The sequence below is a fragment of the Nitrospirillum viridazoti CBAmc genome (genome assembly GCF_000730165.1).
GTDB lineage: Bacteria > Pseudomonadota > Alphaproteobacteria > Azospirillales > Azospirillaceae > Nitrospirillum > Nitrospirillum viridazoti.
The window spans coordinates 1470549-1486258 of sequence record NZ_CP022111.1 but is presented as its reverse complement, the minus strand read 5'-3'; the positions used below and the strand labels follow the sequence as shown (position 1 = coordinate 1486258).

The window sequence follows — 15710 nt, the reverse complement described above, 5'->3', positions numbered from 1 at the left end:
CCCGTTCAGTCCTTACTGCAGCAGCTTCAGCAGTTCGGACGGCAGCTGGTTGGCCTTGGCCAGCGCGTTGATGCCGGCCTGGACCAGGGTGTCCTCGTTGGACAGCTTGGTCTGTTCCGACGCCACGTCGACGTCCATGATGGCGGACTGGGCCGCCTCCTGGTTCTCGATCGAGGTGGAGATCATCTCGCCCTGGTATTCGAAGCGGGAGATCTGGGCGCCCACCTTGGCGCGGGCGGTCGACAGCGCGCTGATCGCCGACTTGATGGTGGTGATGGCCGAGGTGGCGCCGTCGGAGGTCGAGACGCTGGAGCCGGTCAGGCCCAGGGCGCTGCTGTCCACCGTGGTCAGGGTGATGGTGATCGTGTCCGTGGTCGCCGTGCCCACCAGGAAGGTGACGCCCGAGGACCAGGAGCCGGTGCCGTCCAGCAGGCTCTGGCTGTTGAAGCGGGTGCCCGTGGAGATGCTGTCCACTTCGTCCGTCAGCTGCTGGTATTCGGCGTCGATGTAGCCGCGCTCCGTATCCGTCACGGTGCCCGAGACGGATTCGGTGGCCAGCGATTCCATGCGCTGCAGGATGTCGGAGATGCGGGCCATGCCGCCGTCCGCCGCCTGCAGGATGGACTCGCCGTTCGAGGCATTGGTCGATGCCTGGTTCAGCATGGTGACGTCGGACTGGATCTTGGTGCCGACCGCCAGGCCGGCGGCGTCGTCCGACGCCTTGGTAATGCGGGAACCGGACGCGATCTTGGAAACCGAGGACGATTCCGCCTCGGAATTGGTGTTCAGGTAGCGCAGGGCGGAATTCGCCGCTGTGTTGGTGGTGACGACAGGCATCATGGACCTCCATGTGGTTGGCGAGAGGTTCGTGGGGCGGTCGCCTTTTGCGGCCGGGCCGTACTCCCCCTCACACGGTTCAACGGCAGGTCAGATGAAAGCGGGCGCACTTTTTTTCGCTATTTTGCGAAAAGTTTTGAGTCGTCACAGGTAGTTCGCGAGACTCATTTTCTGTGAGGCGGCAATAGCCTGCATCGTCGCCTCTAATGACGTCTGTAGTGTCGTCACCGTTGTTGACACTTCCGCCAGATCGACACTTTTCAAGTCGCTACTTTGTGTGGTGGCGAAGGAATTTATATCGGATAGATGGCTGGATGCCTTCTGTATTCTGGACGATGTGTCGGACAATGTTTGGCTGATGTCGCTCAAGCCGTCGGACGCATCGTTCACCAGGTCCAGGGCGGTGGTGAGCGTGGTGTCGTCCAGCGGGTTGGTGTTGCTGATCATGCTCATGGCCCGCATCAGCTTCTCGATGGACGGGTCGCCGGCGGTGACGCCATAGCTGACGCTTTGCGTGGACGACAGGCGCACGGTCGCCAGGGTGTCGTTGCCGCTGTAATAGCTGGTGTCGGCGCCGCTGGACGATGTCTGGGCGGGGTAGGTGGAACTGTCCACCGACACCGGGGCGTGGTTGGTGTCGCTGCCGCCGAACAGGTATTGGCCGCCATAGGTGTCGTTCAGGATGGACGCCACGTCGGTCAGCCAGCCCGACGCCTCCTCCTGATAGGTCGAGCGGCTGGTCTGGTCGGTGGACATGGCCTCGCTGATCGCGGTCTTCAGGCTGGTGGCGATGCTGGAGATGCTGGTGATGTCGGACGCGATGGCGTCGATCTTGGTGACGGCGTTGTCGGCGTTGGTGATCAGGGTGCTGGAATAGCTGACCTCGCTTTCCAGGTTGACCAGCAGCTTGACGTTGCCCCCGGCGGTGGACAGGCCGGCATAGGTGGTGGACTTGGCGCTGGTCGATTCCTGCACCTCCGCGCTGTTCAGCGCGGATTCGTTCTTCAGCATGTACTGGACCAGGGCGTTGTGCGCGCCGGCGGTCGATATCCGGTTCATCGGTGGGCCCCTCAGTTGACCATCTCGATGGTGGCGGTGAACATTTCCTGCAGCGTCGACATGATCTTGGCGGCCGCCTGGTAGGCCTGCTCCAGGGTCGAGACCATGGCCGTCTCCTCATCCAGGCTGACCCCAGACTGGGAACTCAGCGCCGTGGTGGCGTCGTCCAGGGTGGAACTGGCGGTGTCGGCCTTGGTGCTGGCCGTGGACGCGGCGGTGGCCGCACTGCTGATGATGGTGGAGGCGTAACCCGACAAGGTGGTGGTGGCCTTGGCCAGCCCACCGGCGCTGCTGAAGCTCTGCGTGCCGGTGAAGGCATCCTCCAGCGCCGTGACGGTACTGACGTCGCCCGAGGTGATGGCGCTGTCGCCCACCGCCAGGCTGCTGCTGTCCGACAGGGTGCCGGTGGGCAGCAGCGAGCTGTCGGCGGCCAGGCTGCTGTTCACGGCGATGTCGCTGGCGCCGGTGCCGGTCAGCACGTCGTTCAGCCCGAAATAAAGCGAGGCGCCCTCCTTGCCGGTGCCGACGCTGCTGTCCATCTCGTTCACGGCGATGCCGTCGCTGCTGTCGGCGGCGGCGATGGTCAGGTGGCCGTCGCTGGTGATGCTGGCGGTGAAGTTGCCGCTGGCGTTGATGGTGTCCAGCAGGTCCTGCACCGTGGACACGCCGCTGAGGTCGACGTCCAGCACGGCGGCCGCGTCGTCGCCGCTGTCCACCGCCACCAGGCGCAGCGTGCCGGTGCCTGACAGGCTGTCGCTGGCGCTCACCGTCGCCGTGCCGGTCAGCGAGGTCGCGGCCGGATAGCTGGTGCCCTGGTTGGACACGGTGTTGACCGTGCTGATGAGGGTGCTGGCCAGGTTGTCCAGGCGGGTTTGCTGGTCCACCAGCGTGTCGTCGCGCAGGGTGATCAGGGCGCCGATGGCGCCGGACTTGACGCTGCCGGTGATGTCGGTGCCGTCCACGCTCAGCGCGCTGAAGCCCGTGGGATAGGTCGTGCCGGCGTCGACGCTGGCGGCCGCGGTGTAGCTCAAGGCGTGGGCGGTGCTGCCCACCAGCACCTGGCCGGAGGATGTCGACACCTGCATGGCGCCGGTGTCATCCACCGAATAGCTGACGCCGAGGTAGCTGGACAAGGTCTTCAGCTGGGTGTCGCGCTCATCCTCCAAATCGGCGGTGGACTGGCCGGCGGCCTTGGCGGCGACGATCTGCTTGTTCAGGCTGGCGATGGTGGTGATGGCGGTGTTGGCCGAATCCACGTCGCTGGCGATGTCGCCGTCCGCCTCGGCGCGCAGGCCCTGTACCGTGCTGGACGCCTCGGAAATGGTGCTGGCCATGGTTTCCAGCGCGGTCACGGTGGACGCCTTGTCCGTGTCGGTGCCGTTGCCGGACGCCAGCGTGGACAGATCGCTGGTCACGCTGTCGATAACGTCGGCGATGGAGGTGCTGCCCGACACGGTGCCGTAGGCGCTGTCCACACTGGCCATATAGCTGCTGAGCGTGCTGGCCTGGCTGTTGGCCGAGGTGGAGGACACCACCTGGCGCAGCAGGTACTGGTCCACATCCCGCGTGACGCTGCTGACGCTGACGCCGGACGCCTGGCCGTTGACGGTGACGGCGGTCTGGTTGGCCGTCTTCTTGGTATAGCCGTCGGTGCTGACATTGGCGGTGTTGGCACTGGTGACGGTGATGGCCGTCTGCGTCGCGGTCAGGGCGGATTGGGCGATGGATCCAGCGGTGCGGAGCGACATGGGATGGCGTCCTTTCAGGCGGTGAACTGCACGCAGTGGCGCGCCTGGTAGGCGTCCACGCGCACCTGTCGGCCGCGCCCCGGGTAATAGCCGCGCACGTCCTGCGTCCGTTCGCGCGTCACGTGCAGCAGGCCCTGCAGGCGCGAGCGGCGGCCCTTCAGCTCCGCCGCCATGCCGGCCTGCAGCGCCGCCATTTCCGCCATCAGGCCCTGCAGCTGCGGCGCCCAGTGGCGGCCGGTGGCGGCGCGGCCCTGGCCGCCCTTCTGGGCCGCCACCTGGGACAGGGTCACGCGGGCCACGGCCTCCGCCTCGCGCAGGTGCTTCAGCGCGGTGTACATGGCGCGCCGCCGCTCCAGGCTGGCCTCCGGCTGGCTGGCGGCGGCCTGGAAAGCGGAGAAGGCCTCCACCAGCGCCACGGGGAATTGCGTGCCGCCGGGCGGCGGGGCGGGCAGGGCGGGGGCCATCTGCGGCACCGGTTCCGCGACGGTGATGACGGGCTCGGGCGCCGGCGTGGCGAACAGGCGGGAAAGGAAGCTGGTCATCGCGTACCCCGGCGGTAGGAGGGCAGGTAGGCGTTGTTGAGCGCGCGCGAATAGAGCGTCAGGGCCCGAGCCCGCTGCTGCTGCACCTCGATCAGGGGTCGCAGCTCGGCCAGGGCCCGCTCCAGCCGTTCCTGGTAGCGGATCAGGTCGTCGATCAGGGCCAGCTGGGCGGCGCGGCGGATATGGCCGCCCACCCGCACACCGGGCGTGAGGGCGGAGCGCACGGCCGCGTTCAGCCGCTTGCCCTCGCGCAGCAGGCGGTCCAGGCGTGTGGGGTCGAAGGCGGAAGAGCCGGCGGCGGGGCCGTCCGCCGCCGGCTGGTGGATCGACTGGGCGACGAGGGGGACGTACGGGTTCATGGCGCCTTCCCCTTACCGCTTGGCCTGGAGCAGGGTGTCCATCATGTCCTGGGCGGTGGAGACCACCTTGGCGGCGGCCGAGTAGGCCTGCTGCGCGTAGATCATGCGGCTCAGCTCATCCGACACGTCGACGTTGGAGCTTTCCAGCGACTTGGACTCGATGGTGCCGGCGCCGTCGCTGCCCGCTTCCTTCAGGGAGTAGGTGCCCGACGCTGTGGATTGGGCGTAGGTCTGGCCGGACACGGCCGTGAGGCCGTCGGCGTTGGCGAAGGTGGCCACCGGGATCTTGTAGACCGTCTTGGACTGGCCGTTGTCGAAGTTGGCGACGACGCTGCCGTCGGTGTTGATGTCCACGCTGCTTAGCGTGCCCTTGGCGTAGCCGTCCTGCTTGGGCGTGCCGGTGGTGGTGACGCTGGGGGTGGTCGACCCGCTGGCATACTGGGTGATGGACCCGCTGCCGCCGTTCTCGCCATAGTCCAGGGTGATGGTGCTGTCGGTGGCGCCGCTGCTCCACCCCGTGATGCCCAACTGGATGTCGGTGGTGGGCGAGGCCAGCGAGCCGTCGCTGTTGAACACCAGGCTGACGGGCGTGCCGCTGGTGGTGCCGGTGACCGTGGACCCGTCGGTGGCCGACACGGGGTTGGAGGCGTCCAGCTCCCAGGTGTTGGTGCCGGTCTTGGTCCAGGTCATGGTGACCGTGCTGCTGTTGCCCAGGCTGTCGTACACCTCGGTATCGGTGGTGTAGCTGCTGCCCACCGTGGCGTCGGAGGGCAGGTTCAGGCTGCTGGTCACCTTGGTCGTCGCCTTGGGCGAGCCGGAGATGTCGTCCAGGTTGATCTTTTCCAGGCTGGCCGTGTCGCTGCGGTTGGTGGCCAGGATGTTGCCGCTGTCGTCCGTGGCCCAGCCTTCCAGGTAAAAGCCCTCGGTGTTCACCAGGTAGCCGCTGTTGTTCTCGCTGAAGCTGCCGTCGCGGGTGTAGTAGGCCTGGGTGCTGCTGCCGTCGTTCACCACGAACATGCCGTCGCCATCCAGCGCCAGGTTGGTGGTGACGTCGGTGGAGGTGATGTCGCCCTGGCTGCTGACCGTCTGCGTCGTGCCTGCGATGACCCCGCCATAGTCGGCGGAGCTGGTCTGGCTGTCGGTCAGCAGGGCGGTGAACGAGGTGTCGGTCGCCTTGTAGCCCGTGCTGGACGAGTTGGAGATGTTGCTGGAGATGGAGGTGAACGCCTTGGACTGGGCGTACAGGGCCGAGGTGGCGGTGTTCAGGGCGCTGAAGATGCTCATTGCCGTGTTTCCTTGCGGGCGAGGCGGCGGTGCGGCCGGCAGCTGGGAAAGTCGTTATGGATCAAAGGATTGACGTCACGTCGTCCATGGCGATCTCGTAACTTCCCAGCGTCAGCTTGGCCGTGCCGGTGGAGGTGTCGACGCCCGTGACCTTGCCGACGCCGTAGGCGCTGACGCTGCTGGCGGCGTTGTCGGTGGTGGCGGTGATGGACAGGGTATAGGTGCCCGAGGTGGCGGTGCCGCCATCCGTCTCGGTGCCCTTCCAGGTGATGTAGTTGGTGCCGGCGCTGGTGCTGCCTGTGCCGGAGTAGACGACGTTGCCGCTGCTGTCGCTGACCGTGTAGCTGACGCTGTCGGCGTCGGACGGCAGGGTGTAGCTCCAGATGGCGGAGCCGTCCTGCATCGGCGCCTGGTCGCTGTCGGTCGACACCGTCTGGCCCAGGTAGCTATAGGCCGGATAGCTGCCGGTGAAGCTGCTGAGCGAGCTGCTGATGCCTTCCAGCAGGGTGTTGGACGCCTGCTGCGCCTCCAGGCTGGACATCTGCACCAGCTGGGTCGTGAAGGTGCTGGTGTCCATGGGGCTGGTCGGGTCCTGCGTCTGCAATTCCTTCAGCAGCAGGGTCAGCATGGTGGTGAAGTCGCCCAGCGAGCTGGTGGACGAGGAGGACGACGTGGTGCCCGTCGTGCTGGTGCTGCTGCTGGAACTGGTGCTGCTGACCGTCGTCATGATCCGACCTCTCCGTCCTCCGCCGCTTCCCCGGATCCTGGAATGGGACCTCGGGCCGGAATTGGCTTTCGATCGGTTCAACGCCGGCCTTCACAGAAGCGGGCGCACTTTTTTTGACGGTTCCAAAAAAAAGTTCCGGGTCATGAAGTCGTTGCTCGGCTTATATGCTTCCATCCCGTTTGGTTAATCTCGAATACGAAGACTTTGAGTATTTGAGTAGGCAGAATTTTACTGGTCATGTATTGCCGATCGGCAATTTTTTCCTAGTTGATCGGCAGTCTTCATGGGTAACGTTCGCAAAAATGGCGGAAATCCTGGGATTTTTGAATGGCCCCGTTTTTGGGCCGCCCGGCAGATTTTACCCACCCGAGGACGGGCCCCTCGCGTGCGACTGCTTGCCCGCCGCCGCGCGTGAGGAGTGGGGTCATCGATGATGAGGGGCGCGTACCCATGAACCTGACGCGACCGCGCGACACCGATCTGCTGACCGGGGCCGACCCGTCCCTGGCCGCGGCGGCGTCCCTGCTGGCGGCGGGGCGGGCGGACGCGGCCTGGGTGCTGTGCCGTCCGGCGTTGGCGGCAGGCGCGCGTACACCCGGCTGGCTGGCGCTGGCCGGCCGCGTGCTGCTGGCGCTGGACCGGCCGGCGGAGGCGGAGCCCGTGCTGGCCCTGGCCGCCGCCACCGCGCGTCCGGACGAGGCGGCGGACCTGGGCCTGTTCACCCTGTGGGGCGTGGCGCTGCGCCGCCTGGGCCGCGTGCCCCAGGCGGAGCCTGTGCTACGCATGGCCCTGCGCCTGTCGCCCCGGGACGCGGTGTGCCACAGCAACCTGGCGGCGGTGCTGCGCGCGCTGGACCGCCTGGCGGAGGCGGAGGATGCGGCCAGCGCCGCGCTGGCCCTGGACCCCGGCCTGGTCAACGGCCATGTCAACCTGGCATCCATTCTCATGGCCCAGGGCCGTCCCGGCCTGGCGCTGGCCGCCAGCCGCCGGGCCCTGGCGGCCGAGCCGGCGCAGGCGGAGGCGCTGTACACCCAGGCCGCCGCCTTGCAGGCGCTGGGCGACCTCAAGGGTGCCGCCGAGGCCTGGGCCGCCAGCCTGCGGATCCATCCCACCGATGCCCGCCTGGTGTTCGGCCGGGCCAACCTGGACCTGGCGCGGGGGGAACTGGCCGGCGGCTGGGCAGGCTACGGTGCCCGCCTGGCCGCCGAGCCGCAGCGCTTCCGTGCCGTTCCCGACCTGCCGGCCTGGCGGGGCCAGCGCCTGGACGGCCCGGTGCTGATCTGGCGGGAACAGGGCCTGGGGGATGAGCTGATGTTCGCGACCTGCTACGCCGCTGCGATCACGGCCGCCGGGTCGGCGGTGGTGCGCTGCGATCCCCGCCTGGTGGGCCTGTTCGGCCGGGCCTTTCCCGACGCCCAGGTGGTGGCGGAGGCGCGGGGCGAAGGGGCCCCGCCGGATCCGGAGGAAGGCCGGGCCGTGGCCCAGGCGGCGGCAGGCTCCTTGCCCGGCCTGCTGCGCGGCCACCTGGCCGATTTCATGGGGCCGGATTTCATGGGATCGGATTTCAGGGGGCCGGCGGGCTACCTGCGGGCGCGGGATGATCTGGTGGCCCGCTGGCGGCGGCGCCTGGCGGACCTGGATGGGGATGGGCCGCGCAGCCTGAAGGTGGGCCTGTGCTGGCGCAGCGGCCTGGCGGTCGAAAGCCGCGCCGGGCGGCAGTCGGATCTGGCGGACTGGACGCCCCTGCTGGCCCTGCCGGGGGTTACTGCCATCACGCTGATGTATGGCGACACGGAAGGGGAGCGGGCGGCCCTGGGTGCCTCGGCGCCACGCCATTTTCCGGACTTGGACCAGCGCGATGACCTGGACGGGCTGGCCGCCCTGCTCTCATGCCTCGACCTGGTGGTTACCGCGCCCACCGCCACGGGTGAGCTGGCCGGCGCCCTGGGCGTGCCGGTGTGGCGCCTGGCGGGTGAACTGGACGTCACCTGCCTGGGCACGGGCACGCGGCCCTGGTTTCCCAGCATGCGTGTTTTCCGCACCGGCGCGCGCGACCGCCGGGACACCATCCGTGACATGGCAAACCAGATTGCCAACGGCATGAGGCTTGGTCTCAGGCCGTAACTGACGGCAGCACAAAACACGCCCCGGCCATCGGCTGGGGCGTGTTTTGGCGGCGCGTGCTCAGGACGCGTGGCGCAGGGCGTGCGGTCGGTCGGCGTAGGGGCGCACATGCTCCGCCCGGCGGGACCGGTCGCGGATGATGCGCAGGGCCTCCAGCAGGGTGCGGCGCTGGTGGCTGTCCAGGTCGGCCAGCAGCAGGTCGTTCACCGACTGGCGCAGCGGCTGCAGCCGGCGCAGCACGGCCAAGCCTTCCGGCGTGGCGGACAAGAGCTTCCGGCGGCGGTCGCTGGGGTCATCCTCCTGCCGGATCAGGCCCTTGCGCAGCAGCTCCGTCACCGTGGCGCTGATGTGCGGACGGGACAGGCCGCGGGCAGCGGCGATCTCGGACGAGAAGATGCAGCCCGCACGGCCCAGGTCGGCGCCGGCGTAGGCGTCGGCATGCGGGTCGTTGGCCGGCTGGGTGGGGCCGTCGTTGAAGTTGCGGTCACCCGCCACGTTCATCAGCACGGTCCACTGCGGTGCCGTCAGTCCGGCCTCTTCCAGCAGGGGCTCGCTGTGGCGGACCAGGGCGTTGGCCACGTCGATGACGCACAGTGCGATGGCGTCTTCGGCGCGGAAATGGGCAAGGGCGTCGGGCATGGAATGGAACCCCCACATAACTGTTTTCACGCCCCCACCATGATCCGTCCGACCCACCCCGGCATTGACCAGGATCAATCACGCACCGCCTTATCCGAAGGGAGGGGTTCAAAACAAAACGGGCGGCCGTCCGGGGGCGGCCGCCCGTTCTCAAACTCAACCGTGACACGGGGGGCCCGAAGGTCCCCGCGGGGATCAGAGCGTGCGCAAGTTACCGGCGGCCGACTTGCCCTTGCGGGGGTCGTGCTGCAGGTCGAAGCTGACCTTCTGGCCTTCGTTCAGCGAGCGCAGGCCCGCCTGTTCGACGGCGCTGATGTGCACGAACACGTCGGCGGTGCCATCCTCCGGCTGGATGAAGCCGTAACCCTTGGTGCTGTTGAACCACTTAACGGTGCCGATAGACATGGTGTCTCCTTAGACGGGTAGTTCCCGGTCCAATGTCGCCCGGCCGCGGGTATGCGACGGCGGGCATCAAATCATGACGGGAGCGAACCGGTGGACCGGGCAGGGCTCCGCGACAAATTCGATGCCATAGTCATGGAATCCAACTCGCCCGAGGACAAGCAAGAAAATCTGAACAATACTTAAAGTGATTGGCGAGCTGTACTGATGGATGAGGGGAACCAGTGGCCATATATGACCTTTGGCCTTTCGGAGGAGGGGGGTAGGCCGCCATTCACCCGGCGGGCGGTCGGCGGATATTAAGATGCCATTCGCATCGGGATGCCGAAGACGCGCAGGGCCTCGCGCAGTTCGGGCAGGGCCCGTTCCACCACGGCCTTGCCCTCGGCGATGGCCTCCTCCGCCCGGTCGAATTCCAGGAGGCCGATGTGACCCAGGCGGGGCTTCAGGTGGATGTCCGGCGGCTCGCCCGCCAGGCGGGACCGGGTGATGCGGTCCAGCGCGATGCCCAGCGAGGTCGCCATGACGCCGAACATGCTGGGCCCCTCGTATTTGGGCGGCTGCGGCCGGGTGCGGCGGGATTGCAGGAAGGCGGACAGGAACTCGAAGTTATGCTTCTGCGGCACCTCGCCCCCCAGGTCGGCCGGTGCCTCCATGTCCTCGGTCGCCGGGGCGGCATCGGGCGGGGCGGCGGCGCCCGCTTCGCCATCGTGGCGGCCCCGGGTGCGGCCGATGATGTCGGCGTTCAGGTCGACCGCCACCACCATGGCGGCGCCCATGGCGCGGCAGGCGGCCACGGGCACGGGGTCGACCAGGGCGCCGTCCACCAGCCAGCGGCCGTCGACATGGGACGGCGGGAAGATGCCCGGCATGGCGTAGGAGGCGCGCATCGCCTCCACCACCGAGCCGCGGCGCAGCCACACCTCCTTGCCCGTCGCGAGGTCCGTGGCGACGGTGATGAAGGGGCGGGAGAGGTCGTCGAAGGTGGCATCTCCCAGGTGCTGGTTCAGTTCGGCCAGCAGCTTCTCGCCGCCGATCAGCCCGCCGCCGCTGCGCAGGCGCAGGTCCAGCAGGCCCAGGATGCGCATCTTGGTCAGGTTGCGCGCCCAGTGCTCCAGCGTTTCCAGATGGTTGCCGAGATAGACGCCGCCCACCAGCGCGCCGATGGAACAGCCCGCCACCACGTCGGGGTGAATGCCGTGTTGGGCCAGGGCCTGCAGCACGCCGATATGCGCCCACCCCCGGGCGACGCCACCGCCCAGCGCCAGGCCTAAGGTGGGGCGGGGGTGGTGGCGCTCAGGATGGCGGTCGGGCATGGCGATCTACTTTCTGCAGGCGGGGACGACACTGATCTAGGGGATGGGCCTGGCGGGAACAGCGTACCGGCTTCTGTTAAACGGTGAAAGTGGCACGGGATGGGCCGGCTTGGGGCGAAATGGGGCCGGGCTGGCGCGCGTGCGCCGCTCTGCTATGGTGGCGGCCCCTCGCCACCGCCCGGATAACCAGGCCATGACCAGCGCGCCCCGGCTTCTGTTCCCCGTTCCGCAGCCCATTGTGCCCGTGGCCGGGGACGATGCCGCCTTCCCCGTGCATCGTATCTATTGCATCGGACGCAACTACGCGGCGCACGCCCGCGAAATGGGTTCCGACCCCACGCGGGAGCCGCCGTTCTTCTTCCAGAAGCCGGCCGACGCCGTTCAGGTCGTGATGCCGGGCACGATCGCCGACCATCCCTATCCCACGTTGACCAGCAACTATCATTATGAGGTGGAACTGGTGGCCGCCATCGGCGTGGGCGGGCGAAACATCCCGGTCGACCAGGCGCTTACCCACGTCTTCGGCTATGCCGTGGGCCTGGACATGACCCGGCGCGACCTGCAGCGCGCCATGGGCGACATCAAGAAGCCGTGGGAAATCGGCAAGGCCTTTGACCACAGCGCCCCCATCGGCCCGCTGCACCCTGTGTCCCAGGTGGGGCACCTGGCCGCCGGTGCCATCACCCTGGCGGTGAATGGCGAGGTCAAGCAGTCCTCCACCCTGGATCAGATGACGTGGAAGCTGGCGGAGCAGATCGCCAACCTGTCCCAGGCCTTCGCCCTGCTGCCCGGCGACCTGATCTTCACCGGCACGCCGGAGAATGTGGGCCCGGTGGTGCCGGGCGACGTCATCACCGCCCACGTCGACGGTCTGCCCGACCTGTCGCTGCGCATCACCGACCGGGTGTGAGCACCGGCCGGTTCTGGCTGGCGGGGCCGCCTTCGTGCTAAGCATGGCCCCGTCTTTTCCCCTGCCGGGCGCCCCGAGCCCGCAGTCCGAGGTTCGCCGGTCCCTTGTCCAAGAAGCCTAAGTCCCAGCCGCGCCACACCGCCACCCTGCCGCTCGTGAGGCGCCTGGCCGGCAACTACCTGCGGCCCTATATCGGCATGGTGCTGCTGGCCAGCGTCCTCATCGCCATCAACGCCGGCAGCTCCGCCGTGCTGGCGCAGAAGCTGGTGCCCCTGATCGATGAGGTGCTGAGCGGCAAGAACCCCGGCTATCTGCGCACCTTCGCCGTCATCGTCTTCGCCACCTTCGTGGTGCGCGGCTTCTCGGGCTATTTCTCGGCCGTGCTGATGAACAATGTGGGCCAGCGGCTGGTGGCGGCGTTGCAGAAGCAGCTCTACAACCACCTGATCAAGGCGGATCTGGCCTACCTGCACTCCCTGCCGTCGGGCCAGCTGGTCTCCAGCCTGGTGAACGACGTGAACCAGGTGCGCCAGGGCACGGCGGAGGTGCTGACCAACTACGGCCAGAGCGTGCTGACGCTCATCTTCCTGGTGGGCGTGATGTTCCAGCAGGATTGGCTGCTGGCCGCCATCTCGCTGACCGTTGTGCCCTTCACCACCCTCATGCTCAGCCGCATGACCGGGCGCCTGCGCCGGGTGGCGGGGCGCACGCAGGCGGCCCTGGGCACCTTCGCCAGCATCCTGACCCAGACCTTCCAGGGGGCCCGCCATGTGAAGGCCTATGGCATGGAAGAGTATGAGATGCGGCGCGTGGCCGGCATCGCCGACGATTTGCGCAAGCTGACCAACAAGTCCTTCCGCGTCTCCTCCTCCCTCATCCCCATCAATGAGGTGCTGAGCGGCGTCATCTTCGTCGGCGTCATCATCTATGGCGGGCTGGAGGCGGCGGCGGGGCACAGCACCGCCGGCACGCTGACCAGCTTCACCGGCGCCTTCCTGCTGGCGTTCGAGCCGCTGAAGCGCCTGTCCAAGCTGCAGACCCAGCTGCAGGTCAGCCTGGCCTCGGCGGAGCGGGTGTTCGAACTGCTGGACACGCCGCCGCGCATCGTTGACCGGCCGGGTGCTGCCGAATTGGCGGTCGTCTCCCACGCCATCAGGTTCAATGACGTGCGCTTCGCCTACCAGGACGGCACGGTGGCCCTGGACGGCGTGTCGCTGGAGGTGCCGGCGGGCAAGACCGTGGCCTTGGTGGGGTCCAGCGGCTCGGGCAAGACCACCATCCTGAACCTGATCCCCCGCTTCTACGACGTCACCGGCGGGTCCGTGACCCTGGGCGGCCAGGACATCCGCGACGTCACTTTGGCCTCGCTGCGCAGCGCCATCGGCCTGGTCAGCCAGGAGACGGGGCTGTTCGACGACACCGTGCGCGGCAACATTGCCTATGGCCGCGTCGGCGCCACGCAGGAGGAGATCGAGGCGGCGGCCAAGGCGGCGGCGGCACACGACTTCATCCTGGGCCTGCCCCAGGGCTATGACACCCGGGTGGGCGAGAATGGCGTGAAGCTGTCCGGCGGCCAGCGCCAGCGCATCGCCATCGCCCGCGCCATGCTGAAGAACGCCCCCGTGCTGCTGCTGGACGAGGCGACCTCGGCGCTGGACAGCGAGTCCGAGCGCCTGGTGCAGGATGCCCTGCGCCGCTTGCAGCAGGGCCGCACCACCCTGGTCATCGCCCACCGCCTGTCCACCATCATCGACGCCGACCGCATCTATGTCATCGATGGCGGCCGGGTGGTGGAATCCGGCACGCATGACGAGCTGCTGGCCCTGGACGGCGCCTACGCTCGTTTCCACGCCCTGCAGGCCGGCGGTGGCCCCGGGGCGGTGGCGGAGCTGGGCGCGGCCCCGGTGACGGCGGCCGGCGCCCTGTCGGCGGCGGGCTGAGCCAATGGGCGCGGGGTGATCACGACCATGGTTGCCCTGTTTCTCCTGATCATCGTCGGCACGCTGGGCGCCGTGTTCGGCGGCTTGGTGCTGATGCTGGCGCGCCAGGGAGGTGCCGCCCTTTTTGTTCATCCGCGCCTGCCCGACCCAGGGGCTCCGCCCGATGGATCGGGTCTCCGGGCGATTGCCTATCCCACCGCGGATGGTGTCACGCTAACGGCCTGGCTGGCCCAGCCGGCGGGTGTCACCAAACCGGTGGTCCTGATCCTGGCGGGACCGGGGCAGCGCCGGGCGGACCTATCAGGACTGGCATCGACCTTGGTGGCCGCCGGCTATGGCGTCATGGTGACCTGTCGCCGCCCTCTGTCCCTGACGATGGGGGACTGGGGGGAAACGGCATTGCTGGCCGATGCCCGCGCCGCCTTGGATCATCTGACGGCGCAGGGCGTCTCCGGTTCCCGCCTGGTCATCCTGGGCGTGTCGGCGGCGGCGGCCTTGGCCCTGCAGATGGCCTGGGAACGGCGCCCGGCTGCCGTGGTGCTGGCGGCCCCGCCAACCTCGGGCGCCGATCTGCTGGTCGGCCGTTGGCATCTTTCGGCGCTGGCGGGCATGGCCAGCAACCCGCTGGCCGTGGTGGGCCGCTTGAAGATCGCCCCTCCCGCCTGCCCGCTGCTGGTGCTGCATGGCCAGGCCGACCGCGTGGTGCCGCCGGCCATGGGCCAGGCGGTGTTCAATGCGGCGCCGGAGCCCAAGCAGGCCGCCTGGATCAAGGGCGCCGGCCACGCCGACCTGTGGGACAAGGGCGGCGCCGACGCCCTGCTGGACTTCCTGGCCGGCCGCAAGGGCCCTGCGCCGACCCTGGATCAGGAGGCGCCGTGGCGGGCGCCGGGCCTGCCCGCGCTCAGGCCTTAACCCACATACCGCCGCAGCCGGAAGGCGTGGGAGCCGTCGGCGTAATAATCCTCCTCCACCGAGGTCTGGTGGAAACCCAGGCGGTGGTACAGCGCGCGGGCGGCGTCGTTCTGCGGATGCACCTCCAACGACAGCCATTGGTGGCCGGTGGCGCGGGCGTGGTCCAGGGCGGCCCGCATCATGGCCTTGGCCAGGCCCTGGCCGCGCCGGTCGGGGTGGGTCGCCAGGGAATAGACGCGCACGCCCCGGGTGCCCCGGCGGGACAGCAGCACGGCGCTGGCCGCCAGGCCACCGTCGGGGCCGTCGATCACTAGGATGTGGGCGGACGGCCGCTCCAGCAGGCGGCGGAAGCTGCGCCGGCCCATGCGGTTGAACTCGAAACAGATCTTCTCCAGCGCCAGCAGCGCCTCCAGGTCGGCCGGGGTGGCGGGGCGGGGCGGGGGAGCGGCGGTGGCGGGGGGCGTTGTCATGATGCCGTGAAGGTACGGGGCCGCGCGTCGGGGCGCCAAATCAAAAACCCTTTATCTTCCGGCCCCGGCATTGGCATGGAGATTTAATGCGTGCCGCCCGGACACTGGGGCACCACGGCGGACTTGGGTGCCGTGGGATCTCGTCCCGGAGGATAGCACCATGGCACGCATCATCGTCATCGAACGCGGCCCCGGCGGCCTGTGGGCCGCCCACGACAGCGCCGGCCTCATCGGCGGCGTTTTCACCGAGCGCCGCGCGGCCGTGACCTTCGCCACCTTCCAGCCCGACCACCCCACCGTGCTGCTGCGCGCCGGTGGGGCGGGCCCAGCAGGCGCGAAGGGCCGTGCGGCGGCCGCGCCCTTTCCCAGTACGCGTTTTTGAGGGGGGCCGCCATGCCGGACTGCGCCACAGCCGTCCCTTCCCCTTCGGTTCCCGTGCGC

At 68.6% G+C, this 15710-nt stretch carries 16 protein-coding genes; 5 read left to right on the top strand and 11 right to left on the bottom strand.

The window, feature by feature from the left end:
• Positions 1-12 precede the first annotated feature (12 nt).
• From Y958_RS19780 to Y958_RS19750, 7 genes are all read right to left on the bottom strand, one after another.
• Entirely contained in the window at positions 13-840 is an 828-nt protein-coding gene (locus tag Y958_RS19780; protein ID WP_004273368.1) for a flagellin, read from the bottom strand.
• Positions 841-981: 141 nt separating this feature from the next.
• On the bottom strand, positions 982-1896 hold the full coding sequence (locus Y958_RS19775; protein WP_088873628.1) for a flagellin: 915 nt from the start codon (positions 1894-1896) through the stop codon (positions 982-984).
• 11 nt (positions 1897-1907) lie between these two features.
• Complete coding sequence (gene flgK / locus Y958_RS19770) at positions 1908-3644, bottom strand: flagellar hook-associated protein FlgK (RefSeq protein ID WP_088873627.1); 1737 nt, start codon at positions 3642-3644, stop codon at positions 1908-1910.
• A gap of 14 nt (positions 3645-3658) precedes the next feature.
• Positions 3659-4186, bottom strand: coding sequence for a hypothetical protein (locus Y958_RS19765; RefSeq protein WP_088873626.1), 528 nt, complete (start codon positions 4184-4186; stop codon positions 3659-3661).
• Positions 4183-4545: a hypothetical protein gene (locus Y958_RS19760; RefSeq protein ID WP_088873625.1), complete on the bottom strand. Its 363-nt coding sequence runs from the start codon at positions 4543-4545 to the stop codon at positions 4183-4185. The genes Y958_RS19765 and Y958_RS19760 overlap by 4 nt, the downstream gene beginning before the upstream one ends.
• Before the next feature lie 12 nt (positions 4546-4557).
• Positions 4558-5829 (bottom strand): flagellar hook protein FlgE, encoded by a 1272-nt coding sequence (gene flgE / locus Y958_RS19755; protein ID WP_088873624.1) that lies wholly within the window; start codon positions 5827-5829, stop codon positions 4558-4560.
• Between the two features lie 61 nt (positions 5830-5890).
• The gene (locus Y958_RS19750) at positions 5891-6556 is read right to left on the bottom strand and encodes a flagellar hook assembly protein FlgD (protein ID WP_040845118.1); all 666 of its coding nucleotides are present in this window, start codon (positions 6554-6556) and stop codon (positions 5891-5893) included.
• Between the two features lie 450 nt (positions 6557-7006).
• Here Y958_RS19750 and Y958_RS32850 point away from each other — a divergent pair, with 450 nt between their 5' ends.
• Positions 7007-8680 carry a tetratricopeptide repeat protein gene (locus tag Y958_RS32850; protein WP_088873623.1) on the top strand — a complete coding sequence of 558 codons (1674 nt, stop codon included), beginning with the start codon at positions 7007-7009 and terminating at the stop codon, positions 8678-8680.
• Between the two features lie 60 nt (positions 8681-8740).
• On the opposite strand, the gene Y958_RS19740 is transcribed toward Y958_RS32850, so the two are convergent.
• From Y958_RS19740 to Y958_RS19730, 3 genes are all read right to left on the bottom strand, one after another.
• The gene (locus tag Y958_RS19740) at positions 8741-9319 is read right to left on the bottom strand and encodes a MarR family winged helix-turn-helix transcriptional regulator (protein ID WP_157999595.1); all 579 of its coding nucleotides are present in this window, start codon (positions 9317-9319) and stop codon (positions 8741-8743) included.
• Between the two features lie 195 nt (positions 9320-9514).
• Positions 9515-9724: a cold-shock protein gene (locus Y958_RS19735; RefSeq protein WP_040849967.1), complete on the bottom strand. Its 210-nt coding sequence runs from the start codon at positions 9722-9724 to the stop codon at positions 9515-9517.
• Positions 9725-10020: 296 nt separating this feature from the next.
• Positions 10021-11037, bottom strand: coding sequence for a patatin-like phospholipase family protein (locus Y958_RS19730; protein ID WP_088873622.1), 1017 nt, complete (start codon positions 11035-11037; stop codon positions 10021-10023).
• A gap of 193 nt (positions 11038-11230) precedes the next feature.
• Here Y958_RS19730 and Y958_RS19725 point away from each other — a divergent pair, with 193 nt between their 5' ends.
• From Y958_RS19725 to Y958_RS32040, 3 genes are all read left to right on the top strand, one after another.
• Positions 11231-11947, top strand: a complete 717-nt coding sequence (locus tag Y958_RS19725) for a fumarylacetoacetate hydrolase family protein (protein WP_088874108.1) — start codon at positions 11231-11233, stop codon at positions 11945-11947.
• Positions 11948-12051: 104 nt separating this feature from the next.
• Positions 12052-13887 (top strand): ABC transporter ATP-binding protein, encoded by a 1836-nt coding sequence (locus Y958_RS19720; RefSeq protein WP_244909473.1) that lies wholly within the window; start codon positions 12052-12054, stop codon positions 13885-13887.
• 27 nt (positions 13888-13914) lie between these two features.
• On the top strand, positions 13915-14799 hold the full coding sequence (locus tag Y958_RS32040) for an alpha/beta hydrolase (protein ID WP_186291358.1): 885 nt from the start codon (positions 13915-13917) through the stop codon (positions 14797-14799).
• Here Y958_RS32040 and Y958_RS19710 read toward each other — a convergent pair.
• Complete coding sequence (locus Y958_RS19710) at positions 14796-15269, bottom strand: GNAT family N-acetyltransferase (RefSeq protein WP_088873620.1); 474 nt, start codon at positions 15267-15269, stop codon at positions 14796-14798. The two genes, Y958_RS32040 and Y958_RS19710, sit on opposite strands and share 4 nt — an antisense overlap.
• 160 nt (positions 15270-15429) lie before the next feature.
• Here Y958_RS19710 and Y958_RS19705 point away from each other — a divergent pair, with 160 nt between their 5' ends.
• Positions 15430-15651, top strand: coding sequence for a hypothetical protein (locus Y958_RS19705; protein ID WP_088873619.1), 222 nt, complete (start codon positions 15430-15432; stop codon positions 15649-15651).
• The last annotated feature ends 59 nt before the right edge of the window (positions 15652-15710 follow it).

Excerpts from the sequence above, each read along its gene's own strand:
- Y958_RS19780 (WP_004273368.1), bottom strand. The coding sequence starts at position 840 with ATGATGCCTGTCGTCACCACCAACACAGCGGCGAATTCCGCCCTGCGC.
- Y958_RS19775 (WP_088873628.1), bottom strand. The coding sequence starts at position 1,896 with ATGAACCGGATATCGACCGCCGGCGCGCACAACGCCCTGGTCCAGTAC.
- flgK (WP_088873627.1), bottom strand. The coding sequence starts at position 3,644 with ATGTCGCTCCGCACCGCTGGATCCATCGCCCAATCCGCCCTGACCGCG.
- Y958_RS19765 (WP_088873626.1), bottom strand. The coding sequence starts at position 4,186 with ATGACCAGCTTCCTTTCCCGCCTGTTCGCCACGCCGGCGCCCGAGCCC.
- Y958_RS19760 (WP_088873625.1), bottom strand. The coding sequence starts at position 4,545 with ATGAACCCGTACGTCCCCCTCGTCGCCCAGTCGATCCACCAGCCGGCG.
- flgE (WP_088873624.1), bottom strand. The coding sequence starts at position 5,829 with ATGAGCATCTTCAGCGCCCTGAACACCGCCACCTCGGCCCTGTACGCC.
- Y958_RS19750 (WP_040845118.1), bottom strand. The coding sequence starts at position 6,556 with ATGACGACGGTCAGCAGCACCAGTTCCAGCAGCAGCACCAGCACGACG.
- Y958_RS32850 (WP_088873623.1), top strand. The coding sequence starts at position 7,007 with ATGAACCTGACGCGACCGCGCGACACCGATCTGCTGACCGGGGCCGAC.
- Y958_RS19740 (WP_157999595.1), bottom strand. The coding sequence starts at position 9,319 with ATGCCCGACGCCCTTGCCCATTTCCGCGCCGAAGACGCCATCGCACTG.
- Y958_RS19735 (WP_040849967.1), bottom strand. The coding sequence starts at position 9,724 with ATGTCTATCGGCACCGTTAAGTGGTTCAACAGCACCAAGGGTTACGGC.
- Y958_RS19730 (WP_088873622.1), bottom strand. The coding sequence starts at position 11,037 with ATGCCCGACCGCCATCCTGAGCGCCACCACCCCCGCCCCACCTTAGGC.
- Y958_RS19725 (WP_088874108.1), top strand. The coding sequence starts at position 11,231 with ATGACCAGCGCGCCCCGGCTTCTGTTCCCCGTTCCGCAGCCCATTGTG.
- Y958_RS32040 (WP_186291358.1), top strand. The coding sequence starts at position 13,915 with ATGGTTGCCCTGTTTCTCCTGATCATCGTCGGCACGCTGGGCGCCGTG.
- Y958_RS19710 (WP_088873620.1), bottom strand. The coding sequence starts at position 15,269 with ATGACAACGCCCCCCGCCACCGCCGCTCCCCCGCCCCGCCCCGCCACC.
- Y958_RS19705 (WP_088873619.1), top strand. The coding sequence starts at position 15,430 with ATGGCACGCATCATCGTCATCGAACGCGGCCCCGGCGGCCTGTGGGCC.